Annotated in this window: 25 protein-coding genes and 2 other annotated features; all 25 genes read left to right on the top strand. The window is 47.9% G+C overall.

Going from position 1 to position 23,421, the window contains the following annotated elements; all coding sequences use genetic code 11:
* Positions 1–153 precede the first annotated feature (153 nt).
* A complete protein-coding gene (locus AB9R92_RS00685) occupies positions 154–399 on the top strand; it encodes a hypothetical protein (RefSeq protein ID WP_370667639.1) in 246 nt (81 codons plus the stop codon).
* 139 nt (positions 400–538) lie between these two features.
* On the top strand, positions 539–1,024 hold the full coding sequence (locus AB9R92_RS00680; protein WP_370667638.1) for a CtsR family transcriptional regulator: 486 nt from the start codon (positions 539–541) through the stop codon (positions 1,022–1,024).
* Positions 1,021–1,554 (top strand): UvrB/UvrC motif-containing protein, encoded by a 534-nt coding sequence (locus tag AB9R92_RS00675; RefSeq protein WP_370667637.1) that lies wholly within the window; start codon positions 1,021–1,023, stop codon positions 1,552–1,554. The genes AB9R92_RS00680 and AB9R92_RS00675 overlap by 4 nt, the downstream gene beginning before the upstream one ends.
* Entirely contained in the window at positions 1,544–2,635 is a 1,092-nt protein-coding gene (gene mcsB, locus AB9R92_RS00670; RefSeq protein ID WP_370667636.1) for a protein-arginine kinase McsB, read from the top strand. The genes AB9R92_RS00675 and mcsB overlap by 11 nt, the downstream gene beginning before the upstream one ends.
* Entirely contained in the window at positions 2,632–5,076 is a 2,445-nt protein-coding gene (locus tag AB9R92_RS00665; protein WP_370667635.1) for an ATP-dependent Clp protease ATP-binding subunit, read from the top strand. Before mcsB ends, AB9R92_RS00665 begins: the two co-directional genes overlap by 4 nt.
* Positions 5,077–5,136: 60 nt before the next feature.
* Positions 5,137–6,519 carry a DNA repair protein RadA gene (gene radA, locus AB9R92_RS00660; protein ID WP_370667634.1) on the top strand — a complete coding sequence of 461 codons (1,383 nt, stop codon included), beginning with the start codon at positions 5,137–5,139 and terminating at the stop codon, positions 6,517–6,519.
* Between the two features lie 102 nt (positions 6,520–6,621).
* The gene (locus AB9R92_RS00655; protein ID WP_370667633.1) at positions 6,622–7,722 is read left to right on the top strand and encodes a PIN/TRAM domain-containing protein; all 1,101 of its coding nucleotides are present in this window, start codon (positions 6,622–6,624) and stop codon (positions 7,720–7,722) included.
* A gap of 12 nt (positions 7,723–7,734) precedes the next feature.
* Positions 7,735–8,424: a 2-C-methyl-D-erythritol 4-phosphate cytidylyltransferase gene (gene ispD / locus AB9R92_RS00650; RefSeq protein WP_370667632.1), complete on the top strand. Its 690-nt coding sequence runs from the start codon at positions 7,735–7,737 to the stop codon at positions 8,422–8,424.
* A gap of 2 nt (positions 8,425–8,426) precedes the next feature.
* On the top strand, positions 8,427–8,927 hold the full coding sequence (gene ispF, locus AB9R92_RS00645; RefSeq protein WP_068871302.1) for a 2-C-methyl-D-erythritol 2,4-cyclodiphosphate synthase: 501 nt from the start codon (positions 8,427–8,429) through the stop codon (positions 8,925–8,927).
* Between the two features lie 42 nt (positions 8,928–8,969).
* The gene (gene gltX / locus AB9R92_RS00640; RefSeq protein WP_370667631.1) at positions 8,970–10,433 is read left to right on the top strand and encodes a glutamate--tRNA ligase; all 1,464 of its coding nucleotides are present in this window, start codon (positions 8,970–8,972) and stop codon (positions 10,431–10,433) included.
* Positions 10,434–10,478: 45 nt separating this feature from the next.
* Positions 10,479–10,691 (top strand) — a binding site (T-box leader).
* Positions 10,692–10,742: 51 nt separating this feature from the next.
* The gene (gene cysE, locus AB9R92_RS00635; RefSeq protein ID WP_370667630.1) at positions 10,743–11,417 is read left to right on the top strand and encodes a serine O-acetyltransferase; all 675 of its coding nucleotides are present in this window, start codon (positions 10,743–10,745) and stop codon (positions 11,415–11,417) included.
* Positions 11,414–12,811 (top strand): cysteine--tRNA ligase, encoded by a 1,398-nt coding sequence (gene cysS / locus AB9R92_RS00630; RefSeq protein ID WP_370667629.1) that lies wholly within the window; start codon positions 11,414–11,416, stop codon positions 12,809–12,811. Before cysE ends, cysS begins: the two co-directional genes overlap by 4 nt.
* Positions 12,812–12,816: 5 nt before the next feature.
* Complete coding sequence (locus AB9R92_RS00625; RefSeq protein ID WP_370667628.1) at positions 12,817–13,233, top strand: Mini-ribonuclease 3; 417 nt, start codon at positions 12,817–12,819, stop codon at positions 13,231–13,233.
* Complete coding sequence (gene rlmB, locus AB9R92_RS00620; protein WP_370667627.1) at positions 13,230–13,979, top strand: 23S rRNA (guanosine(2251)-2'-O)-methyltransferase RlmB; 750 nt, start codon at positions 13,230–13,232, stop codon at positions 13,977–13,979. The genes AB9R92_RS00625 and rlmB overlap by 4 nt, the downstream gene beginning before the upstream one ends.
* Positions 13,980–13,983: 4 nt before the next feature.
* A complete protein-coding gene (locus AB9R92_RS00615; RefSeq protein WP_370667640.1) occupies positions 13,984–14,493 on the top strand; it encodes an NYN domain-containing protein in 510 nt (169 codons plus the stop codon).
* 71 nt (positions 14,494–14,564) lie between these two features.
* A complete protein-coding gene (gene sigH / locus AB9R92_RS00610; RefSeq protein ID WP_370667626.1) occupies positions 14,565–15,215 on the top strand; it encodes an RNA polymerase sporulation sigma factor SigH in 651 nt (216 codons plus the stop codon).
* Between the two features lie 69 nt (positions 15,216–15,284).
* Positions 15,285–15,431, top strand: a complete 147-nt coding sequence (gene rpmG / locus AB9R92_RS00605) for a 50S ribosomal protein L33 (RefSeq protein ID WP_370667625.1) — start codon at positions 15,285–15,287, stop codon at positions 15,429–15,431.
* A 59-nt stretch (positions 15,432–15,490) separates the two neighbouring features.
* Positions 15,491–15,676, top strand: coding sequence for a preprotein translocase subunit SecE (secE, locus tag AB9R92_RS00600; protein ID WP_370667624.1), 186 nt, complete (start codon positions 15,491–15,493; stop codon positions 15,674–15,676).
* 96 nt (positions 15,677–15,772) lie between these two features.
* Positions 15,773–16,306 carry a transcription termination/antitermination protein NusG gene (gene nusG / locus AB9R92_RS00595; RefSeq protein ID WP_058382185.1) on the top strand — a complete coding sequence of 178 codons (534 nt, stop codon included), beginning with the start codon at positions 15,773–15,775 and terminating at the stop codon, positions 16,304–16,306.
* Between the two features lie 173 nt (positions 16,307–16,479).
* Complete coding sequence (gene rplK / locus AB9R92_RS00590; RefSeq protein ID WP_058382184.1) at positions 16,480–16,905, top strand: 50S ribosomal protein L11; 426 nt, start codon at positions 16,480–16,482, stop codon at positions 16,903–16,905.
* Between the two features lie 106 nt (positions 16,906–17,011).
* Positions 17,012–17,710, top strand: coding sequence for a 50S ribosomal protein L1 (gene rplA, locus AB9R92_RS00585; protein WP_370667623.1), 699 nt, complete (start codon positions 17,012–17,014; stop codon positions 17,708–17,710).
* Positions 17,711–17,752: 42 nt separating this feature from the next.
* Positions 17,753–17,903: a sequence feature (ribosomal protein L10 leader region), on the top strand.
* A 35-nt stretch (positions 17,904–17,938) separates the two neighbouring features.
* Positions 17,939–18,439 carry a 50S ribosomal protein L10 gene (gene rplJ / locus AB9R92_RS00580; RefSeq protein WP_068871323.1) on the top strand — a complete coding sequence of 167 codons (501 nt, stop codon included), beginning with the start codon at positions 17,939–17,941 and terminating at the stop codon, positions 18,437–18,439.
* A 55-nt stretch (positions 18,440–18,494) separates the two neighbouring features.
* Positions 18,495–18,854, top strand: a complete 360-nt coding sequence (gene rplL / locus AB9R92_RS00575) for a 50S ribosomal protein L7/L12 (RefSeq protein WP_370667622.1) — start codon at positions 18,495–18,497, stop codon at positions 18,852–18,854.
* 113 nt (positions 18,855–18,967) lie between these two features.
* Complete coding sequence (locus tag AB9R92_RS00570; RefSeq protein ID WP_370667621.1) at positions 18,968–19,570, top strand: class I SAM-dependent methyltransferase; 603 nt, start codon at positions 18,968–18,970, stop codon at positions 19,568–19,570.
* Positions 19,571–19,786: 216 nt separating this feature from the next.
* Entirely contained in the window at positions 19,787–23,341 is a 3,555-nt protein-coding gene (gene rpoB / locus AB9R92_RS00565; protein WP_058382179.1) for a DNA-directed RNA polymerase subunit beta, read from the top strand.
* Positions 23,342–23,421 lie beyond the last annotated feature (80 nt).

Here is a 23,421-nt window from a genome sequence, read left to right as displayed (position 1 = left end):
TAGTTGGGGGTTTCCCCCTGTGAGAGTAGGACGTCGCTGGGCAAATTGAAAGGCCGTTACCGGTTCATTCCGGTAGCGGCTTTTTTGTAATTAAAATTAAAAAAAGGATTGAAAATATACTATAAAGGGAAAAAAGAAGTGAGGTGAAAATTTATGAAAGCTGGTTTATATAAAGTAAAAACCGTCGATAAAAGAACTGCCCTATTAGTCTCGTTAAAAGATTCTGCTGAGCAATACACTTATCCTATTGAAGAATTTACTCATGATGTAAACAATGGGGATGTAGTAGAAGTTTGGCAAGAGGGTATACGTTGGAGAACCAAGTACGTTGAAGAAAAAACCCGTTCGGTATCTAGCCATACAAAAGATTTTATGAAACGAATGATGGACCAAGAATGACGAGTCTCGGGATATTCAACCCGAGACTTTTTCTGTCTCAAACTAAGTATTTGATATCCGCAAAACGCTTATGTATAATTAAGTCAAATATAGTCAAAGTCAATCATTAGCGCATTTAAACGCTAAAGAGGTGAAAGCGATGCGGAATATTTCAGATATAATTGAAGGTTATTTAAAAGAGATTATCGAAATAAGCGGTAAGGACCATATTGAAATTAAACGAAGTGAGGTTGCTGAGAAATTTCAATGTGTTCCCTCCCAAATTAATTACGTAATAAACACTAGATTTACATTAGATCGTGGATACTTAGTTGAGAGTAAGCGTGGTGGGGGCGGATATATTCGTATAAAGAAGGTACGCATTCATAAGAAGTCAGATTTAATAGCCCAAATTATTAATAGGCTTGAAACTGGTGCTTCACAAACCATGGCCGAAGATATTGTATGGAGGCTTTTAAGTGAAGAAGTTATATCTAAGCGTGAAGCTAAATTAATTTTGAGTGCTATTGATCGTTCTACACTCGGTCTGCCTCTTCCTGTGCGTGATGAAGTACGAGCGAGGATTCTAGTGGCGATGTTGTTTACTATTCAATATGAGTCGAACGGGCAAGGAGTGATCAAGTGATTTGTGAACAATGTGGAGAACGGCCAGCTACAGTCATCGTGAAGCAAAGCCAGCAGGGGCATTTAACAGAAAAACACCTCTGTCACGTTTGTGCGGCGGAAAATCATAATATTAGTTTTTCGTTTGACCAAGACCCGATGGCAATCCATAATTTATTAGCTAATTGGTTTCCGAAGCAACAGGCCGCTGTGAATCCTGTACGAAAAGAAGTTCCGATTTGCCCATCTTGTGGATTTACATTCCAAAAGTTTTTGAGTCTCGGTAAATTTGGTTGTGCTGAGTGCTATAGTACCTTCTCGCCTCAGCTAGATGAGATTTTAAAGCGAGTGCAAAATGGAAATACAGAGCATACAGGGAAGATTCCTGCTTCTTATGGTACAACGTTGAAAATTAAAAAAGAAATTGAAGAATTGAGAAAGCAAATGCAGGCTGCGATACAAGATGAGAACTTTGAAGAAGCTGCAAGGCTGCGAGATCAAGTAAAGGCCTTGAATGAGAAGCTTGAAGGAGGTGGGGACGTTGGCGATTGACCGTTTCCTTCAACCCCGGGCGAGTAGTTGGATGGCTAATAACGGTGAACATGTTGATATAGCTATGAGTACGAGAATCCGGTTGGCACGAAATCTAGACGAGTTTAAATTTCCTTATGCGTTTTCTGAAGACGAAGCGCTGAAAGTAGATAAAGCCGTTTCTTCCGTCTTACTTGATAAGGGAAAGGAAGTTGGATACGGGTTTACCCATATCAATATTGAAAAATTAAATGACCTGCAGCGGGAAGTGTTAGTGGAAAAACATTTAATTAGTCCCTATTTAGCGAATAGCCAGCATTCCAGTGCTGTATTATTATCGGATGAAGAAGAGCTTAGTGTTATGGTCAATGAAGAGGACCATATGAGGATTCAAAGTTTGCAGTCGGGCTTTCATTTACAGGAAGCATATGACATAGCGAATAAAATGGATTCGCTTTTGGAAGAACACCTTTCCTATGCTTTCCATGAGAAATTTGGTTATTTGACCAGTTGCCCTACAAACACGGGTACAGGAATGCGTGCTTCTGTCATGCTTCATTTGCCAGCTTTAACAATGTCCCATCAAATCAACCGGATCATCCCGGCTATATCCCGTCTGGGGATGGTTGTGAGAGGGATATACGGAGAAGGAAGTGAAGCGCTTGGTAATGTGTACCAGATTTCTAATCAAGTAACATTAGGAAAATCAGAGTATGAAATTTTGCAGGATTTGCAAAATATGACCGAGCAGATTATTGAACAGGAGCGAAGAGCAAGGGAAGCGTTGAATGCGAATTCTCCGTTGCTCCTTGAAGATAGGGTGTACCGGTCGTTAGGTGTACTGACCCACGCCCGTCTGTTGAATACAGAAGAAGCAGCCACTTGTTTATCAGATGTCAGACTGGGCATCGACCTTCACCTAATTACGGATGTGGACATGTCGATACTAAATGAATTGATGGTGTTTATGCAGCCTGCGTTTTTGCAGCAGTATGCAGGACGCCCATTGGAAGCGAAGGAACGAGACTTTGCCCGGGCGGAATTGTTCCGGGAGAGGTTAGTTGATAACGGGATAAATAAAAAAGGAGAGGATTTTGCATGATGTTCAACCGATTTACACAACGCGCACAAAAAGTTCTTCAATTAGCTCAAGAAGAGGCAATCCGCATGAAGCACGAATCGATCGGAACTGAGCATATTTTGCTTGGTTTGATCCGAGAAGGCGGCGGAATCGCTGCGAAAGCACTTGAAGCAATTGAAGTAAATACACAATTGATCGAAGACGGTGTCAAAGAACTAGTTGGCGTCGGAGAAAAAGATGTCGGCCCGATTGTTCATTATACGCCGCGGGCTAAAAAAGTAATCGAACTGTCTGTTGATGAATCCCGTAAGCTTGGCCACTCTTATATCGGAACTGAGCATTTACTGCTTGCTTTAATCCGTGAAGGCGAAGGGGTTGCTGCACGTGTCCTTGGGAATGCCGGTGTCAGCTTGAATAAAGCGCGCCAGCAAGTATTGCAACTACTCGGCAGCAACGAGCAGGCATCGACTGGCACGAGCCCGAATGCGTCTGCTAATACACCGACTTTGGACGGCTTGGCACGTGATTTGACGCAAGTGGCGCGTGAAGGAAGCCTAGATCCTGTGATTGGGCGCAGCGACGAAATCACGCGTGTGATTGAAGTATTGAGCCGCAGAACGAAAAACAACCCGGTATTGATCGGAGAGCCTGGTGTCGGTAAAACGGCGATTGCGGAAGGGCTTGCCCAACAAATCGTGAATAATGAAATTCCGGAAACACTTCGCGATAAACGCGTTATGGTTCTTGATATGGGTACGGTGGTTGCCGGAACGAAATACCGTGGTGAGTTTGAGGACCGCTTGAAGAAAGTGATGGATGAAATACGCCAAGCAGGCAATGTCATTCTCTTCATTGATGAGCTTCATACATTGATCGGGGCTGGCGGAGCTGAAGGTGCAATTGATGCTTCGAATATCTTGAAACCATCGCTTGCCCGCGGCGAATTGCAGTGCATCGGTGCGACAACACTGGATGAGTACCGCAAGTACATCGAGAAAGATGCAGCGCTTGAGCGCCGTTTCCAACCGATTCAAGTGGATGAGCCGACGGTTGAAGAGTCAATCGAGATCATTAAAGGTTTGCGCGACCGCTACGAAGCGCATCATCGCGTAAAAATTACCGATGAAGCGATTGTTGCGGCAGCGAAAATGTCTGACCGCTATATTTCCGACCGCTTCTTGCCGGATAAAGCGATCGATTTGATCGATGAGGCCGGTTCGAAAGTGCGTTTGCGTTCATATACGACTCCACCGGATTTAAAGGAACTGGAAGCCCGTCTTGAAGCTGCCCGTTCTGAGAAGAATGAAGCAGTGCAGAGCCAGGAATTCGAAAAGGCAGCTTCTCTTCGCGATGCCGAGCAAAAGCTGAAAGATGAGCTCGACCAGACGAAGAAAGAGTGGAAAGAAAAGCAAGGCAAAGAAGAGTCAGAAGTGACAGTCGAAGATATTGCGAAAGTCGTCTCAATGTGGACGGGCGTGCCGGTATCGAGATTGGCGCAGACAGAATCCGATAAATTGCTTAATTTGGAGCAGATCCTCCATAGCCGTGTAATCGGCCAGGATGAAGCGGTGACTTCAATTTCGAAAGCGATCCGCCGTGCGCGTGCCGGGTTGAAAGATCCGAAGCGCCCGATTGGCTCGTTCATCTTCTTAGGGCCAACAGGCGTCGGGAAAACCGAGCTAGCGAAAGCTTTGGCTGAGTCGATGTTCGGTGATGAAGATGCGATGATCCGCATCGATATGTCCGAGTACATGGAACGCCATACGACTTCACGCCTTGTCGGTTCGCCTCCAGGCTATGTCGGCTATGAGGAAGGCGGCCAACTGACGGAGAAAGTCCGCAGAAAGCCATATTCAGTGGTCTTGCTCGATGAAATCGAAAAAGCCCACCCTGAAGTTTTCAACATTCTTTTGCAGGTGCTTGAAGATGGGCATTTGACCGATTCCAAAGGGCGCCGCGTCGATTTCCGCAATACGGTGATCATCATGACGTCGAACGTCGGGGCACAGGAATTGAAATACAATAAGTATGTTGGCTTTAACTTGGAAGATTCGAAGACGGATTACAAAGACATGAAGGGCAAGATGCTCGCGGAATTGAAGAAAGCGTTCCGTCCTGAATTCTTGAACCGTGTCGATGATATGATCGTCTTCCATTCACTTGAAAAGAACGATTTGCGTAAGATTGTCGAGCTGATGACGCAGCAACTGACGGCCCGTTTGAAAGAACAGGACATCGATCTGGAGCTGACCGAGGCAGCGCTTGATAAAATTGCCAAAGAGGGGTATGATCCGGAATACGGAGCACGTCCTTTGCGCCGCTCACTTCAAAAGCATGTCGAAGACCGTTTGTCTGAAGAATTGTTGAAAGGTACAGCAATTGCCGGGCAAAAAATTGTCTTCGATGTACAGGGCGATGAGTTTGTTGTCCGCACGAATGAAGGGGCCGTAGAGAAATCGTAACGATATCCCGCCCGCCGGATATGTCTCCGGCGGGTTTTTTTCTATATATAGGAGGTCATTATGGCGAAGAAAAAAATAAAGTTCATCTGCCAATCCTGCGGTTATGAGTCTGCAAAATGGATGGGGAAATGCCCAGGTTGTGCGGCATGGAATACGATGACAGAAGAAACGGAAGTTGCAGCACCAAAAGGCACAAGGGGCGCATTCCAGCATAGCGCGCCGCAAATTGCCCAAAAAGCGACACCGATCAATTCGATTGAAACGAAAGAAGAGCCGCGGACGAAAACGGAAATGGACGAATTGAACCGCGTGCTCGGCGGCGGAATTGTTTCCGGTTCTCTAGTTTTGATCGGGGGGGACCCAGGGATCGGGAAATCGACATTGCTCTTGCAAGTATCGGCGCTTCTTGCGAAAGCTGGCAAGAAAGTGTTGTATATTTCGGGGGAGGAGTCGATTCGCCAAACAAAAATGCGGGCGGAGCGGCTGGATGCGGTATCAGGAGATTTATTGATCTTTGCGGAAACCAATTTGGAGCTGATCCATCACACGATTGAAGAAGTAGAGCCGGATTTCGTGATTGTCGATTCGATCCAGACGGTCTATCATCCCGAAGTGACATCAGCGCCCGGCAGCGTGACGCAAGTGCGTGAAAGCACGGCGGAATTGATGCGTGTGGCGAAAACGAAAAACATCGCGATTTTCCTGGTCGGCCATGTGACGAAAGAAGGCCAGATCGCCGGGCCCCGTATCTTGGAGCATATGGTGGATACAGTGTTGTATTTTGAAGGGGAACGGCATCATACGTACCGTATTTTGCGCAGTGTTAAAAACCGCTTCGGTTCGACGAATGAAATTGCGATTTTTGAAATGCTGCAAGGCGGGTTAAAGGAAGTGTTGAATCCGTCTGAGCTGTTTTTACAGGAACGTTCAAGCGGTACAGCGGGATCGACGGTTGTCGCTTCCATGGAAGGGACACGGCCGATACTGGTGGAGATTCAGGCATTGGTCACCCCCTCGAGTTTTAATTACCCGAAGCGGATGGCGACGGGAATTGACCAAAACCGGGTATCGTTATTGATGGCGGTGCTGGAGAAGCGCGTCGGCTTGATGCTACAGTCACAAGATGCATATATTAAAGTGGCAGGCGGCGTGAAGCTGGATGAGCCGGCGATCGATTTGGCTGTGCTCGCGAGCATTGTCTCGAGTTTCCGGGATATTGCACCGAAAGTGGATGATTGCATTATCGGTGAGGTCGGGTTGACCGGAGAGGTGCGCCGTGTGTCGCGCATTGAACAGCGCGTGCAAGAAGCGGCAAAGCTGGGCTTTAAGCGAGCCATCATCCCGAAATCGAATATGGGCGGTTGGGATTTTCCGGAAGGAATCCGCGTCGTTGGTGTTGAAACTATAAACGAGGCGCTGAAGGAATTATTCCCGCAACAATAAGGGGCAGCAATGCCTCTTTTTTTCTATTGCTGCCGGGGCAAGGCTATGCAGAGAGTTTCATAATTAAAACGTGTATAATATCAAGAGGAGGAGGTGGAATAGATGCTTCGAAAAATTATTCAGCTATTATTTCTATTAGTAGGCGCTACGGTTGGTATTTTGTTTTTGCCATATGCTTTTGAACTTATTTCTATTTCTAATAATCCATGGATCAACAACCCGTATGTCGCTGCCATTATCGGTGCTGCGATTTTTTATGTATTGTCCTTATTGTTCGTCGATTCGATTGTCCATTTCATGAAATGGATGGAGGGCAAACTGCTCCACGCACCGACGGCGGATCTATTGTTCGGCACAATCGGTTTGATTATTGGCTTGGTGGTTGCCTTTTTGGTTGGCTTTGCCTTGAACACCATTGATGTGCCGTTAATTGCGACAGTTGCACCGATCATTCTTTCCGTTGTTCTCGGTTATTTGGGATTCCAGGTCGGCTTCCAAAAACGCGATGAATTGACGGGGATGCTCGCGCCTGCCAAACTGGCAAGCGGCAAAAAGCCAGAAGACGAACCGGTTGAAAAATCGGGGTATAAATTGCTCGATACGAGCGTTATCATCGATGGGCGGATTGCGGATATTTCAGAGACTGGATTTATTGAAGGAATCTTTGTCGTGCCGCAATTTGTCATTGCAGAGCTTCAGCATATTGCGGATTCGTCCGACACCTTGAAGCGCACACGCGGCAGACGGGGGCTTGATATTTTGAAGCGCCTGCAGACGGAGCGCGTCGGGGCGATCATGATCACGGAAGAGGATTTCGGCGATGCGGCTGAAGTCGATATGAAGCTCATGCGCGCAGCCCAGAAGATGGGCGGCAAAGTTGTGACGAATGATTTTAATTTGAATAAAGTATGTGAGCTCCATAATGTGCCGGTATTGAATATCAATGACCTTGCCAATGCGGTGAAGCCGGTCGTTATACCGGGTGAGGAAATGCATGTGGTCGTCATTAAAGACGGCAAAGAGCAAAATCAAGGGGTTGCGTATTTGGACGATGGTACGATGATTGTCATTGAAGAAGGAAAAGGCCATATTGGCGAAGCGATTGACGTCGTGGTGACGAGCGTATTGCAGACTTCTGCAGGGCGGATGATTTTTGCCAAGCCTAAGGGACTGGCAGTGAAGAAAAATGGATCAAAAAAATAAAGGATGTCTGTCATGAAATATACAGTCGTATTGCCTGCTGCCGGCAGTGGGAAACGAATGAAAGCCGATCGAAATAAATTATTGCTTGAGCTCTCCGGCAAACCGATCTTCATTTATACATTGGAAGTGTTTGACCGAGACCCGGATTGCGAAGGCATGTGGCTTGCGGTCAAAGAAGATGAGCGCGAGTTGATTGAAGAGTATGTCGAGCGGTATAGAATCAAGAAAGTCAAAGGCTATGCGACAGGCGGTGCTGAACGCCAGGATAGCGTGCGTGCGGGCCTTGAGATGGCCGGGCAGTGTGGAGTCGTGCTTGTGCATGATGCTGCGCGGCCGTTCATCAGCCCCAGCGTCATTCGCGAATTGGTGGAGCAGGCAAATGAATCGGGTGCCGCGATTGCTGGGGTGCCGGTAAAAGACACGATCAAGAAAGTTCGCGAAAGCGTCATTACGGAAACGGTAAATCGCGCGGAGCTGTGGATGATCCAGACGCCTCAGGCCTTCCGCTATGAACTGTTGATGGAAGCGGCGCAACGGGCTAAAGCCGACGGGTTCCTCGGAACGGACGAGGCGATGCTTGTGGAGCGGATGGGACACCCGGTGCAGATTGTCGAAAGCACGTATGAGAACGTCAAGATGACGACACCGGATGATTTGATTTACGGAAAAGCGATTCTTGCGAGTCGATTACAGGAGGAATAATGATGATACGAATTGGACAAGGGTACGACGTGCATCAATTGGCAGAAGGGCGCCCGTTTATTTTAGGCGGCGTTGAAATCGAACACGACCGGGGGCTTCTCGGCCATTCGGACGCGGATGTGTTATTGCATACGATCACGGACGCAGCACTCGGCGCGATCGGCGGGGGAGATATCGGCAAGCATTTTCCAGACACCGATCCGGAATTTAAAGATGCCGATTCCAAGAAATTGCTGACGCATATTTGGGAATATGTCAAAGAGCAGGGCTATGAACTCGGCAATGTCGATTGTACGGTCATTGCTCAAAAACCGAAGCTTGCCCCATACATCGAGCAAATGCGCGAGTCGATTGCGGAGTTGTTGGAAGCGGATATTTCACAAGTAAACGTCAAAGCGACGACGTCCGAACATCTCGGCTTTACCGGCCGGGAAGAAGGAATTGCGGCGCTCGCGGTGATTCTACTCAACCAACGCCCGCTTTCGCTGGACGTCCCGGAGTGATAAACTAACTAAAGGATTAAGGCAACTATAGGAGGAAACCAAATGACACAAGAAGTACGCGTACGCTATGCACCGAGCCCGACTGGACACTTACATATCGGGGGAGCCCGCACAGCGCTATTTAATTATTTGTATGCTCGCCATATGGATGGCAAATTTATTATTCGCATCGAAGACACGGATACTGCCCGCAATATCGAAACGGGCGTCATGTCCCAGATCGACAACTTGAAATGGCTCGGCATCGAGCACGACGAGTCGATTGACGTGGGCGGGGAATACGGACCGTATCGCCAGATGGAGCGCTTGGATATTTACAAAGAATACGCCGATGAGCTATTGGCAAAAGGCGATATCTATAAATGTTTCTGTACGCCGGATACGCTTGAGAAAGAACGCGAAGCCCAACGTGCCTCTGGCGTTGCGGCACCTCAGTACAGCGGCACTTGCCGCAACTTGACAGCCGAAGAAGTCGCTGACAAAGAAGCGGCCGGCGAGACGTATTCCCTGCGCATGAAAGTGCCGGCGGATATCACGTATAAATTCGATGATATGGTGCGCGGCGATATTTCATTCGAATCAAAAGATGTCGGCGACTGGGTTGTGGTGAAGACAAACGGCATTCCGACATATAACTTCGCGGTGGTCATCGATGACCATTTGATGAAGATCACCCACGTGTTCCGCGGCGAAGAGCATTTGTCGAACACGCCGAAACAGCAAATGGTCTACGATTCGTTCGGTTGGGAGCATCCGACCTATGGGCATATGACCTTGATCGTCAACGAAGACCGCAAGAAGCTGTCGAAGCGCGATGAGTCGATCATCCAGTTCATTTCCCAGTACAAAGATCTCGGCTATATTCCGGAAGCGCTGTTCAACTTCTTTGCACTGCTCGGCTGGTCCCCGGAAGGCGAAGAGGAGATCTTCTCGAAAGAAGAATTGATCCGCATTTTCGACACCGAGCGTTTGTCGAAATCGCCATCGATGTTCGATAAGCAAAAATTGACGTGGATGAACAACCAATACATCAAGCAAATGTCGCTTGAAGAAGTCGTCGGGCTGGCGTTGCCGCATCTTCAAAAAGCGGGCAAGCTGCCGGAGGAACTATCTGTTGAGCAAACACAGTGGGCTGAGAAATTGATCGCGTTGTACCATGACCAATTGAGCTTCGGCGCAGAAATCGTCGAATTGTCCGAGCTGTTCTTTACGGATGATCTTCAGTACGGCGAAGCCGAAAAAGAAGTCTTGAGCGGCGAGCAGGTACCGGAAGTCATGGCTGCTTTCAAAGAGCAATTGGCGTCACTTGATGCATTCGAGCCGGCTGAAATCAAATCCGCGATCAAAGCGGTGCAAAAAGCGACTGGCCATAAAGGGAAAAACCTCTTTATGCCGATCCGTGTCGTGACGACAGGCCAAACGCACGGGCCGGAATTGCCGGATGCGATTGCGCTTCTTGGCAAGGACAAAGCGATTGCGCGCGTCGGCCAATACGCAGGGGCATAAAGTTTTGACTTATGCGCATAAGCGTGTACAATGAATTTACCAATTATCAAAACGTTGACGGGAAGAAGTAAGGAAAGCATGCTCCAAAGAGAGGGTCATCACCGGCTGTAAGTGACCTGTGCCACTGTGTTCCTGAAATGCCTCCCCGAGTGCTGAGTCGAAACGAGTAGACCAGACGTTTGCCTGCGTTAAAGGCTTCGAGAGAAAAGGACATGTCCTTTTAATCAGAGTGGAACCGCGCGGGAAAGCGTCTCTGTCAAGCAATTGACAGGGGCGCTTTTTATATTGGAACAGAAAGGAGAAAGCCCAATGTGGAAATTATTGAAAGAAGATATCGATGTTATTTTTGAACAAGACCCTGCTGCCCGCAGTTATTTTGAAGTGGTGCTGACGTATGCCGGACTGCATGCCATCTGGGCCCATCGTTTGGCGCATTTCTTCTTCAAGAAGAAATTATTTTTCGTCGCGCGGGCGATTTCCCAAATCAGCCGCTTTTTCACAGGAATTGAAATCCACCCTGGCGCCGTCATCGGCCGGCGTTTGTTTATCGACCACGGCATGGGTGTCGTCGTCGGGGAGACGTGTGAAATCGGCAATGATGTGACGCTCTATCAAGGCGTGACGCTTGGCGGGACCGGCAAAGAGCGCGGGAAGCGCCATCCGACACTCGCAGATAACGTGCTGGTCGCCACAGGCGCCAAAGTGCTCGGCTCGATTACGGTCGGCGAAAACTCCAAAGTCGGAGCGGGTTCTGTTGTCTTGAAAGACGTGCCCCCGAATTCGACGGTCGTCGGCATTCCGGGAAAAGTCGTCATCCAGGACGGTGTCAAAGTGAAAAAACCGGATTTGAATCACCAGAATATGCCCGATCCCGTAATGGATAAATGTGATGGCATGGAAATGAAGATCACCGCCTTGCAGCGTGAAGTGGAACAATTAAAGCGGGAAAACAATAAGCGGCAGGAAGAAGGGAAGTTATTATGAGTATCCAGATTTTTAATTCATTGACGCGCCAAAAAGAAGCATTTGTGCCGCTTGAAGAAGGCAAAGTGAAAATGTATGTGTGCGGGCCGACTGTTTACAATTACATCCATATCGGAAACGCCCGCCCGGTCATCGTGTATGACACCGTGCGCCGATACTTGGAATACCGCGGGTACGACGTGAAATACGTATCGAATTTCACGGATGTCGACGATAAATTGATCAAAGCGGCAAATGAACTTGGCGAGGAAGTGCCGGAAATTGCCGAACGCTTTATCAATGCATATTTCGACAATACGAAAGCGCTCGGCTGCGCAGAAGCGGATGTTCACCCTCGCGTCACAGGACATATGCCGCAAATCGTTGATTTTATCGAAGCGCTCATCGAAAAAGGCTATGCTTATGAATCACAAGGCGACGTTTATTACCATACGCGTAAATTCGACGGATATGGGAAATTGTCCCATCAATCAGTAGATGAATTGAAGATTGGCGCCCGTATCGAAGCGGGAGATAAAAAGCAGGATGCCTTGGATTTCGTCTTATGGAAAGCGGCAAAACCTGGCGAAATTTCTTGGGAAAGCCCATGGGGCAAGGGACGCCCGGGCTGGCATATCGAATGCTCGGTGATGGCAAGAGAACACCTCGGCGACACGATCGACATCCATGCCGGCGGGCAGGATTTGACGTTCCCGCACCACGAAAATGAAATTGCCCAATCAGAAGCTTATACGGGCAAGCCGTTTGCGCGTTATTGGATGCATAACGGGTATATTAATATTGAAAATGAAAAAATGTCCAAGTCATTGAATAACTTCGTGCTCGTCAATGACATTTTAAAAGAACTCGACCCGCAAGTGCTGCGCCTCTTTATGCTGTCGGTTCATTACCGCCATCCGATCAATTATTCGAAAGGATTGGTAGAAGACGCACAAGCAGGGATGGAGCGGATCCGTACGGCTTATGGCAACGTCAAACACCGCTTGGAGAATTCGGCTGGCCTTGGCGACCATAATGATATTTGGCTGTCGAAAATCGAAGCGATCAAAAAGGAATTCATCGAAACGATGGACGATGACTTCAACACGGCGAATGCCATCTCGAAGTTGTTCGACCTGTCGAAACTGGCGAATACCTACTTGCTCGAAAAACAGACGGCTGAACCGGTCCTTCAAACCTTCGTTGATGTGTTTGATGAGCTGGCGGGAGTTCTTGGCTTGCCGTTTGCACAGTCGGAGCTTTTGGATGCAGAGGTCGAAGCGTTATTGGAAGAGCGCATCGAAGCACGCAAGAACCGTAATTTCGCAAGATCGGATGAAATCCGCGACCAATTAAAAGAACAAAACATCATTTTGGAAGACACGGCACAAGGTACACGCTGGAAGAGAGGCTAATCGGCATGGTATTGAGAAAACAAGACGTTGATCAATTAAATGCCTTGGCGCTCGCTTATATGGGAGATGCCGTTTACGAAACAGCGGTGCGTGCACATTTACTCCACGCAGGCCGCGTCAAGCCAAACATCCTTCACCGGTCATCGACGGCATTCGTCTCGGCAAAGTCCCAGGCACTCATCTTGAAGCGCTTTGTAGATGAAGGGGTCTTGACTGAAACGGAGCTGGCCATCATGCGCCGCGGACGCAATGCGAAATCGGGTTCGGTGCCAAAAAATACCGATGTCCAGACCTATAATTTCAGCACTGCTTTTGAAGCGGTGCTCGGCTGGTTGTATTTAAAAGAAGAGCAGGAGCGGCTGGATGAATTGATCAATTATGCCATCAGCATTGCCGAAGAGCCGAGAGGAGTGGTCAAATGACAGAGGAAACGCCAGAAATCATCGGAGGCAAAAATCCGGTGCTAGAAGCGCTGCGCGCCAAGCGCGACATCAATAAAATCTGGATCGCAGAAGGCGTCCAGAAAAAAGGCATTGCAGAACTTCTGCAATTGGCAAAAGAGCAGAAAGTACTGGTACAGTTCGTGCCGAAAAAGAAAGTTGATGGGCTGACCGACACGAATCATCAAGGAATTGCCGCAGCAGTCGCAGCCTATCGCTATGCGGATCTGGAAGAATTGTTTGCGAAAGCCCAGGACAAGCAGGAAGATCCGTTCTTCCTCATCCTGGACGAACTGGAAGACCCGCATAATCTCGGATCGATCATGCGGACAGCGGATGCGGTCGGTGCTCACGGCTTGATTATCCCGCAGCGCCGAGCAGTCGGCTTGACTGGCGTCGTCGCGAAATCATCGACCGGGGCGATTGAACACGTACCGGTTGTGCGCGTCAATAATTTGTCGCAGACGGTCGATGAATTGAAGAAACGCGGCGTGTGGATCGCGGGCACCGATGCTAAAGAATCGGTCGACTACCGGCGCATGGATGCCACGCTGCCACTTGCTGTCATCATCGGCAGTGAAGGAAAAGGCATGAGCCGCATCTTGCGCGACAAATGCGACTTTCTTTATCAATTGCCGATGGTCGGTCATGTCACTTCATTGAATGCTTCGGTGGCGGCGAGCCTATTGATGTATGAGGTCTATCGCAAGCGCCATCCACTCGGGTGATGCCATGAATATCCTGCTGGTGGATGGCTATAACATCATTGGCGATTGGGCAGAACTGCAAGCGCTGAAGAAAGAACGCTTGGCGGACGCGCGCGATCGGTTAATCGAGCGAATGGCTGAGTATCAAGGGTTTAAAGGATGGCGCGTCATCATTGTGTTCGATGCCCACCTGGTGCCGGGCATCGAAGCAAAGAACCTGCACAGCGACGTGGAAGTGATCTTCACCCGTTCCAGTGAGACGGCCGATGAGCGGATTGAAAAGCTGGCGATCAGCTTGAATACCCGGCGCGATCAAATTTACGTCGCGACATCCGATTCCACCGAACAATGGGTGATTTTCGCTAAAGGGGCGTTGCGCATCTCTGCGCGTGAACTGGAAATTGAGATGGAAGAAATCGACAAGCGCATTGCGAAGAAAGTGCGGGAGATCCAAGAGCAACGCTCCATTTCCAAGATTCCGCTCGAAGGAGAAGTGGCAGAAATTTTCGAAAAATGGCGACGAGGCCTCAAATGAACTGTTGACGCTCAAATTTTTCTTCCTGTATACTGGAAATATCGAGGCTCACCCAATCGGAGGGATCACCCGTGGAAAATTTTGAGCAAGTTCGCAACCGTAACTTTACTGAATTGGCAGATGAAGAACTTGTCGGTCTGGTCCATAGCGGCAACACGGAAGCCTTGGATTTTCTCATCACCAAGTTCCGTCCGTTTGTGCGGATGAAAGCCCGTTCCTATTTTCTCATTGGCGCAGATAAAGAAGACATCATCCAAGAAGGAATGATCGGTTTGTATAAAGCGATCCGTGACTTCAGGCGTGACAAGCTGTCTTCATTCCGCGCATTTGCGGAACTGTGCATCGTCCGCCAGATCATCACGGCGATCAAGACAGCCACCCGCCAAAAGCATATCCCGCTAAATTCCTATGTCTCTCTCGACAAGCCAATTTACGATGAAGAGTCGGACCGCACATTGATGGATGTGCTCGCCGGAAGCGGCGCGGACGACCCGGAAGAACTGATGATCCATAACGAAGAATTCCGTTACATGGAAGGCAAAATGGATGAAGTGCTAAGTGAGCTGGAACGCGAAGTGCTGACGCTATATCTCGATGGGCAGTCTTATCAGGAAATCTCTGAAAAGCTGGAACGGCATGTAAAATCAATCGACAATGCCTTGCAGCGGGTCAAGCGGAAACTTGAGCGGCATCTGCAGGCGAGTGAAAGCCGGTCCTCGTAAGTACTATTGACAGCAAGTTTTTATGATGATACTCTTGAAAAAGCTGTAAAATAGAGCAAGGTGAGAATAATGGCTAAAAAAATCGTGTTGAGCTGCTCGAAATGTGCTTCCCGCAATTATGCGGTACCTGCGAAAGCGGATTCAAGCATACGTTTGGAACTCAAAAAATTCTGTGCTCATTGCAACGAGCATACCGTGCATAAACAAACGAAATAATATTGCTTTGAATGCCGGACGATATAGAGTGATTTTGAAATTCGGAGGTTTTTACGATAATGGGTAACATTGGCGATTTCTTTAAAAATGTCGTTTCGGAAATGAGAAAAGTCAGCTGGCCAAAACGCAAGGAATTGACGCGTTATACAATCGTCGTCCTGTCAACGGTCATCTTCATGGCTCTTTTCTTCGCATTGATCGACACTGGCATATCGGAAGTATTCCGTTGGTTCCTGGCACTGTAACACAGTCATAAGAATAACGAAAAATAGCCCGTCATTCCATGGAACGGGTTTTTTCATTTGTAAAAAAGGAGGGATGGACGCTTAGTCCGCTCGAATATGGAGAAAAATTGGTATGTAGTCCATACGTATTCCGGTTACGAAAACAAGGTGAAAGCAAACCTGGAAAAACGCGTAGAAACAATGGGAATGGAAGATTTGATCTTCCGCGTCATCATCCCTGAAGAACAGGAAACAGATTTCAAAGACGGCAAAAAACGCACAGTCATGCGCAAAACCTTCCCGGGTTACGTGCTAGTCGAATTGGTCATGACGGATGAGTCGTGGTATGTCGTCCGCAATACGCCGGGTGTGACCGGATTTATCGGTTCATCAGGCGGAGGAGCAAAACCGACACCTCTTCTAGAAGAGGAAGTCGATTTCATCCTCAAGCAAATGGGCATGACCGAACGCAAAGTGGATATCGATTTTGCAGTCGCGGATACAGTCGAAGTCATGGAAGGGCCATTCGCCAACTTCCAGGGGAAAGTCGAAGAAATCGACGATACGAAAGGCAAAGTCAAAGTATCGATCGACATCTTCGGGCGCGAAACGAAAATGGAGCTCGATTTCGAGCAGGTCCAAAAAGTATAACAACGCCCCTTGCTATTTTTTTGCAATGGTGGTATCATTTCATAGGTCAGACTGCCAAAGAGCAGCATCTGTACAAACCAATTAATTCTATCAACGAAAATCAAGTTGACGGACAGATATGAGTGGGAGGGGCAACCCTATTACCACATCACGGACTTAAGGAGGTGTGTTTCGTGGCTAAAAAAGTAGTTAAAGTCGTAAAATTGCAGATTCCTGCAGCAAAAGCTAACCCAGCGCCGCCAGTAGGACCAGCACTAGGTCAAGCAGGCGTCAACATCATGGGCTTCTGTAAAGAATTTAACGCGCGTACTGCTGAACAAGCAGGACTTATTATTCCGGTTGAGATTTCGGTATTTGAAGACCGTTCATTTACTTTCATTACGAAAACTCCGCCAGCTGCAGTTCTATTGAAGAAAGCAGCAGGTATTGAATCAGGTTCAGGCGAACCGAACCGCAATAAAGTAGCGACTGTGAAACGCGACCAAGTTCGCGAAATCGCAGAAACTAAAATGCCAGATCTAAATGCCGCTTCAGTTGAAGCTGCAATGTTGATGGTTGAAGGTACTGCTCGCAGCATGGGCATTACAATCGAAGACTAATTTCAAGAAGTTGTTTTTGGATGGGTTGCGCAGTTCAACGCGAACAGCGCAGCCCTTAATCGTGGGAGGTTCAATCCGTTAGACCACAACAAGGAGGACGTTTAAAATGGCTAAAACAGGCAAAAAGCTGCAAGAAGCAGCAAAACTGATCGACCGTTCTAAGCTCTACGAAGCAAAAGAAGCGATTGAACTTGCGAAAAAAGCAAGCACAGTCAACTTCGACGCTACTGTAGAAGTCGCTTTCCGCCTAGGAATCGACACGCGTAAAAACGACCAGCAAATCCGTGGGGCAGTCGTGCTTCCAAACGGTACTGGTAAAACCCAAAGCGTTTTGGTTTTCGCTAAAGGCGACAAACTAAAAGAAGCTCAAGAAGCAGGCGCTGACTACGTTGGCGATGCTGAGTACATCCAAAAAATCCAACAAGGCTGGTTCGAATTCGACGTTATCGTCGCTACTCCGGACATGATGGGCGAAGTTGGTAAACTTGGACGCGTTCTTGGACCAAAAGGCTTGATGCCGAACCCGAAAACAGGAACTGTTACATTCGATGTAGCGAAAGCTGTTCAGGAAATCAAAGCTGGTAAAGTGGAATACCGTGCAGAAAAATCAGGTATCATTCACGCGCCAATCGGCAAAGTGTCTTTCGAAGACGACAAACTTGCTGAGAACTTGCAAGCAATCTATGACGTGATCCTGAAAGCTAAGCCATCTGCTGCTAAAGGAACGTATATGAAATCACTAAACGTAACGACTACTATGGGACCTGCTGTCAAAGTAGACCCTGCAAAAGTAGCAGTTAAATAAAATATTGACATTCTTTCACAACTTCGCTATACTGGCGAAGTTGTGAAATAACCATTTGTACCGCAGACAGTAGGGGCGGCTTGCCGCTTAATGAATCCCTGCCGAGGACATGATGAATTCAGATTCCATCTTAATTGATGCTGATTTTATGCCTCTGTGTCTGTACTGGACCAGGGGCTTTTCTTATGGACGGACGGTATGAATGACAAATCTATAGGAGGTGCCCACATGAGCAAAGCAATTGAAACGAAAAAAGTTGTTGTGCAAACAATCGCTGACAAGTTCGACGCTGCAGCATCTGTTGTTGTTGTTGACTACCGCGGTTTGAACGTTGCCCAACTTACAGAACTTCGTAAACAGCTTCGTGAGGAAGGCATCGAGTTTAAAGTTTACAAAAACTCCATGACTCGCCGCGCGACAGAAGTTCACGGCCTTGAAGCGATCAACGAACACTTCACAGGACCGAACGCTATCGCATTCTCGAACGAAGACGTCGTTGCTCCTGCGCGAATCATCAACAACTTCGCAAAAGACAACGAAGCACTAGAAATCAAAGCCGGTATCATCGAAGGCAATGTTGCATCTGCAGATGAAATGAAAGCTCTTGCTGAACTTCCATCACGCGATGGCCTATTGTCTATGCTACTCAGCGTACTACAGGCTCCAGTCCGCAACTTCGCTGCTACAACAAAAGCAGTTGCAGACCAAAAAGAAGAACAGGGCGCTTAATCTCTTAGCATCCTGAGCACCACCAAAAAATTACCTATCATAGGAGGAAATTATAATGACACAAGAACAAATTCTAGACGCAATCAAAGAAATGACAGTTCTTCAACTTAACGACCTAGTAAAAGCAATCGAAGACGAGTTCGGCGTAACTGCTGCTGCTCCAGTTGCTGCAGCTGCTGCTGGTGGCGCTGCTGAAGCAGAGCAAACTGAATTCGACGTAATCCTTAACTCTGCTGGCGACCAAAAAATCAAAGTCATCAAAGTTGTTCGCGAAGTGACAGGCCTAGGCTTGAAAGAAGCGAAAGGTCTTGTTGACGAAGCTCCTAAAGCTCTTAAAGAAGGCGCTACTAAAGAAGAAGCTGAAGAAATCAAAGCTAAACTTGAAGAAGTTGGCGCTTCTGTAGAATTCAAGTAAGACAATTTCACAATAAGAAAGAAAGCTCGTCAGTGTTTACCGACGGGCTTTTTCTTCTTTTTAAATCCAATCCGGGAAGCACTTGAGATTGTATGAAGGAAGGAGGGCTCCGTATGTCCCAACATTATTATTCCAAAACCCCCCAAACTAAAAGCAAACCCCAAGAGTGGACCTACACATTGCGGGGCGAGGCGTTCCGGTTTCAAACGGACTCAGGCGTTTTCAGCAAAAATGAAGTCGACTTCGGTTCACGGCTATTGATCGAGGCGTTTGATGAACCAGCTATAGAAGGGCCGATCCTTGATGTTGGCTGCGGGTATGGACCGATCGGAATGGCTATCGCCAAAGCATTGCCACAAAGACATGTGCACATGGTGGACATCAATGCCAGGGCCCTTGAGCTCGCACAAAAAAACACCGCATTAAACGGTGTTGAAAATGTTTCAGTCTATGAAAGTGACGGCTTGTCAGGTGTTGAACAGCGAGGGTTCGCCGCCATTTTAACCAACCCGCCGATCCGTGCGGGAAAAGAAACGATTTTTCGGTTTTATGAGGAAGCGTACGAGAAACTCGCAGCTTCCGGATCATTATGGGTAGTCATCCAGAAAAAGCAGGGAGCCCCTTCGACTCAGGAGAAATTGCAGGAGTTGTTCGGCGACGTCCGCGTCGCTGATAGGAAGAAAGGTTACTTTATTTTCGAGGCCAGAAAAGTTTGACTTGACAAAACGCCTGTGATATTATAATAAAATGCAAAAAATATTATTTTGAGGTCGTTTGCCCTTTTTCGGGCAGAGCATGGCGGCCAGTTCTAACATGTGTAAACCGAAAATGAGCTCATATCTGGTCTCGTTTTCTTTTTGTCTTTTCGATATCATACACTATTTTACAGATATCGCAAAGTCCTATAATCGTTTTATTGAGGGGTGAATAAGTTGACAGGTCAACTAGTTCAGTACGGTCAGCATCGTCAACGCAGAAGTTTTTCGAGAATTAGTGAAGTTCTAGATCTCCCGAATCTGATCGAGATCCAATCGTCTTCTTACGAATGGTTCTTAGAAGAGGGGCTTCGTGAAATGTTCCGCGACATTTCACCAATCGAAGATTTCACAGGAAACCTTTCCTTGGAATTTGTCGACTACAGCCTAGCGGATCCTAAGTACCCGGTTGATGAATCGAAAGAACGGGACGTTACTTACGCAGCGCCACTCCGCGTAAAAGTGCGCCTTCACAACAAAGAAACGGATGAAGTGAAAGAACAGGACGTCTTCATGGGTGATTTCCCATTGATGACAGAAACTGGTACTTTCGTCATCAACGGCGCAGAGCGCGTTATCGTTTCGCAATTAGTACGCTCACCGAGTGTTTATTTCCACGACAAGACAGATAAAAACGGCAAACGTGGTTTTGGCGCTACTGTCATTCCAAACCGTGGCGCATGGCTTGAATATGAAACCGATGCAAAAGATGTCGTATACGTACGCATCGACCGCACGCGCAAATTGCCTGTAACGGTTCTTTTGCGTGCACTAGGCTTTGGTTCCGATCAGGAAATCATTGAATTGCTCGGCGATAACGAATACTTGCAGAACACATTGGAAAAAGACAATACCGAAAATACGGAAAAAGCGCTTCTTGAAATTTATGAGCGACTACGCCCTGGAGAGCCGCCGACAGTAGAAAGCGCTAAGAGCTTACTATACTCGCGTTTCTTCGACCCAAAACGCTACGATTTGGCGAATGTCGGCCGCTACAAGATGAACAAAAAGCTTCATATTAAAAATCGCTTGTTCAATCAGACGATTGCAGAAACACTTGTCGATCCTGAAACGGGCGAAATTTTAGTAGAAGCTGGAACTGTTATTGACCGCCGTGTCCTTGACCGCTTGATCCCTAATTTGGAGAATGGCGTCGGTTTCCATACCGTTTCCCAAGCTGGGGGCGTGCTTGAAGACGACGTGACACTCCAATCCATTAAAATCTATGCGCCGAATGACGATGAGCAAAAAGAAATCACCGTCATCAGCAATGCATATATCGAAGACAAGATCAAAAACGTAACGCCTGCAGATATCATTTCGTCTATCAGCTACTTCTTCAACTTGCTGCATGGCGTCGGCAATACAGATGATATTGACCACCTTGGTAACCGCCGTCTGCGTTCAGTTGGCGAACTTTTGCAGAACCAATTTCGTATCGGCTTGTCCCGTATGGAGCGTGTAGTGCGCGAGCGTATGTCAATTAATGACACGCAATCGATCGTACCGCAGCAATTGATCAATATCCGCCCGGTTATTGCATCGATTAAAGAGTTCTTCGGCAGCTCCCAATTGTCCCAGTTCATGGACCAAACGAACCCGCTTGCTGAATTGACGCACAAACGCCGTCTTTCTGCGCTTGGGCCCGGTGGTTTGACGCGTGAGCGCGCTGGCTTTGAAGTCCGTGACGTTCACTACTCTCACTATGGCCGCATGTGCCCGATCGAAACGCCTGAGGGCCCGAACATCGGCTTGATCAACACGCTTTCAACGTTTGCGAAAGTGAATAAATTTGGTTTCATCGAAACACCTTATCGCCGTGTCGATCCGGAGACAAACAAAGTCACCGACCAGATCGATTATTTAACAGCCGATGAAGAAGACAACTATGTCGTTGCTCAGGCAAATTCGCGCTTGAATGAAGACGGATCGTTTGTCGAAGAAGAAGTCGTTGCCCGCTTCCGCGGTGAGAACACTGTTTACAGCCGCTCTAGCATCGATTATATGGACGTTTCCCCGAAACAAGTCGTGTCCGTTGCAACAGCTTGTATTCCGTTCCTTGAAAACGATGACTCCAACCGTGCGTTGATGGGAGCGAACATGCAGCGTCAAGCTGTGCCTCTATTGAATCCAGAAGCACCGTTTGTCGGAACTGGCATGGAGCATCTTGCCGCGCGCGATTCAGGCGCTGCCGTTATCGCGAAGCATGGCGGAATTGTCGAATTCGTTGAAGCGAAAGAAATCCGTGTTCGCCGCATCGAAAACGTAGAAGGCAATGAAGTTAAAGGCGATGTGGATACGTACCGCCTGCAGAAGTTCATCCGTTCAAACCAAGGTACCAGCTATAACCAGCGCCCGATCGTTAAAGTCGGCGACCGCGTAGAAAAACGCGATATCCTGGCTGATGGACCTTCGATGGAACGTGGTGAAATGGCGCTTGGCCGTAACGTGCTTGTCGGATTCATGACTTGGGACGGCTTTAACTATGAGGATGCGATCATCATGAGTGAGCGCCTCGTTAAAGATGATGTCTATACGTCGATTCATATCGAAGAATACGAATCAGATTCCCGTGATACAAAGCTCGGGCCTGAAGAAATCACGCGTGATATTCCAAACGTCGGCGAAGATGCTCTTCGCAACTTGGACGACCGCGGCATTATCCGTGTCGGTGCTGAAGTGAAAGATGGCGACATTCTAGTCGGTAAAGTAACGCCTAAAGGGGTTACAGAACTGACAGCAGAAGAGCGCCTGCTTCATGCGATATTCGGTGAAAAAGCGCGTGAAGTACGTGATACTTCCTTGCGTGTGCCTCACGGTGCAGGCGGGATCGTGCTTGATGTGAAAATCTTCAACCGCGAAGACGGCGACGAATTGCCGCCGGGCGTTAACCAATTGGTGCGCGCTTATATTGTCCAAAAACGGAAAATCTCCGTCGGCGACAAAATGGCCGGACGCCACGGTAACAAAGGTGTTATCTCCCGCATCTTGCCAGAAGAAGACATGCCATTCATGCCGGATGGCACGCCGATCGATATCATGTTGAACCCGCTTGGTGTTCCGTCCCGTATGAATATCGGACAGGTGCTTGAACTTCACCTTGGTATGGCTTCCCGTTCTCTAGGCCTTCACATGGCTTCATCAGTATTTGATGGCGCGAACGAAGAAGATGTTTGGGAAACGATGGAAGAAGCCGGAATGCCGCGCGACGGAAAAACCATCCTTTATGATGGCCGCTCCGGTGAGCCATTCGACAACCGCGTATCTGTCGGGATCATGTACATGATCAAACTGGCACACATGGTTGACGATAAACTCCATGCACGTTCAACTGGACCATATTCACTCGTTACACAGCAGCCACTCGGCGGTAAAGCGCAATTTGGCGGTCAGCGTTTCGGGGAGATGGAAGTTTGGGCACTTGAAGCATACGGTGCTGCGCATACCCTCCAGGAAATCTTGACAGTTAAGTCAGATGACGTGGTCGGCCGTGTGAAAACGTATGAAGCAATTGTCAAAGGTGAAAGTGTTCCAGAACCAAGCGTTCCGGAATCATTCAAAGTATTGATCAAAGAGCTTCAAAGTTTGGGTATGGACGTCAAAATGCTCACAATCGATGATGAAGAAATCGAATTGCGCGATTTGGATGAAGAAGACGATCTTCAACCTGCAGATTCACTTAATATCTTGCCAATCGCTGACGAAGAATCACCAGTAGGCACGATTGAATAACGTATATATAGAAGAAACCGTCCGGCACAGCGCCGGGCGGAAACTTATCGATTTAGCCATAAACGAGGAAGAGCCGTACA

The organism is Planococcus sp. SSTMD024, from assembly GCF_041320495.1.
In the GTDB taxonomy this organism is placed as follows: Bacteria; Bacillota; Bacilli; order Bacillales_A; family Planococcaceae; genus Planococcus.
This window is presented reverse-complemented; position numbering and strand designations above follow the sequence as displayed.

Bases quoted from the DNA above. Each gene is read 5' to 3' on its own strand.
- cysE (WP_370667630.1), top strand. From the start codon at position 10,743: ATGTGGAAATTATTGAAAGAAGATATCGATGTTATTTTTGAACAAGAC.
- rlmB (WP_370667627.1), top strand. From the start codon at position 13,230: ATGACAGAGGAAACGCCAGAAATCATCGGAGGCAAAAATCCGGTGCTA.
- rpmG (WP_370667625.1), top strand. From the start codon at position 15,285: ATGGCTAAAAAAATCGTGTTGAGCTGCTCGAAATGTGCTTCCCGCAAT.
- AB9R92_RS00625 (WP_370667628.1), top strand. From the start codon at position 12,817: ATGGTATTGAGAAAACAAGACGTTGATCAATTAAATGCCTTGGCGCTC.
- AB9R92_RS00680 (WP_370667638.1), top strand. From the start codon at position 539: ATGCGGAATATTTCAGATATAATTGAAGGTTATTTAAAAGAGATTATC.
- AB9R92_RS00570 (WP_370667621.1), top strand. From the start codon at position 18,968: ATGTCCCAACATTATTATTCCAAAACCCCCCAAACTAAAAGCAAACCC.
- rplL (WP_370667622.1), top strand. From the start codon at position 18,495: ATGACACAAGAACAAATTCTAGACGCAATCAAAGAAATGACAGTTCTT.
- rplA (WP_370667623.1), top strand. From the start codon at position 17,012: ATGGCTAAAACAGGCAAAAAGCTGCAAGAAGCAGCAAAACTGATCGAC.
- secE (WP_370667624.1), top strand. From the start codon at position 15,491: ATGGGTAACATTGGCGATTTCTTTAAAAATGTCGTTTCGGAAATGAGA.
- radA (WP_370667634.1), top strand. From the start codon at position 5,137: ATGGCGAAGAAAAAAATAAAGTTCATCTGCCAATCCTGCGGTTATGAG.
- AB9R92_RS00685 (WP_370667639.1), top strand. From the start codon at position 154: ATGAAAGCTGGTTTATATAAAGTAAAAACCGTCGATAAAAGAACTGCC.
- rplJ (WP_068871323.1), top strand. From the start codon at position 17,939: ATGAGCAAAGCAATTGAAACGAAAAAAGTTGTTGTGCAAACAATCGCT.
- AB9R92_RS00615 (WP_370667640.1), top strand. From the start codon at position 13,984: ATGAATATCCTGCTGGTGGATGGCTATAACATCATTGGCGATTGGGCA.
- gltX (WP_370667631.1), top strand. From the start codon at position 8,970: ATGACACAAGAAGTACGCGTACGCTATGCACCGAGCCCGACTGGACAC.
- AB9R92_RS00665 (WP_370667635.1), top strand. From the start codon at position 2,632: ATGATGTTCAACCGATTTACACAACGCGCACAAAAAGTTCTTCAATTA.
- ispF (WP_068871302.1), top strand. From the start codon at position 8,427: ATGATACGAATTGGACAAGGGTACGACGTGCATCAATTGGCAGAAGGG.
- AB9R92_RS00655 (WP_370667633.1), top strand. From the start codon at position 6,622: ATGCTTCGAAAAATTATTCAGCTATTATTTCTATTAGTAGGCGCTACG.
- cysS (WP_370667629.1), top strand. From the start codon at position 11,414: ATGAGTATCCAGATTTTTAATTCATTGACGCGCCAAAAAGAAGCATTT.
- ispD (WP_370667632.1), top strand. From the start codon at position 7,735: ATGAAATATACAGTCGTATTGCCTGCTGCCGGCAGTGGGAAACGAATG.
- nusG (WP_058382185.1), top strand. From the start codon at position 15,773: ATGGAGAAAAATTGGTATGTAGTCCATACGTATTCCGGTTACGAAAAC.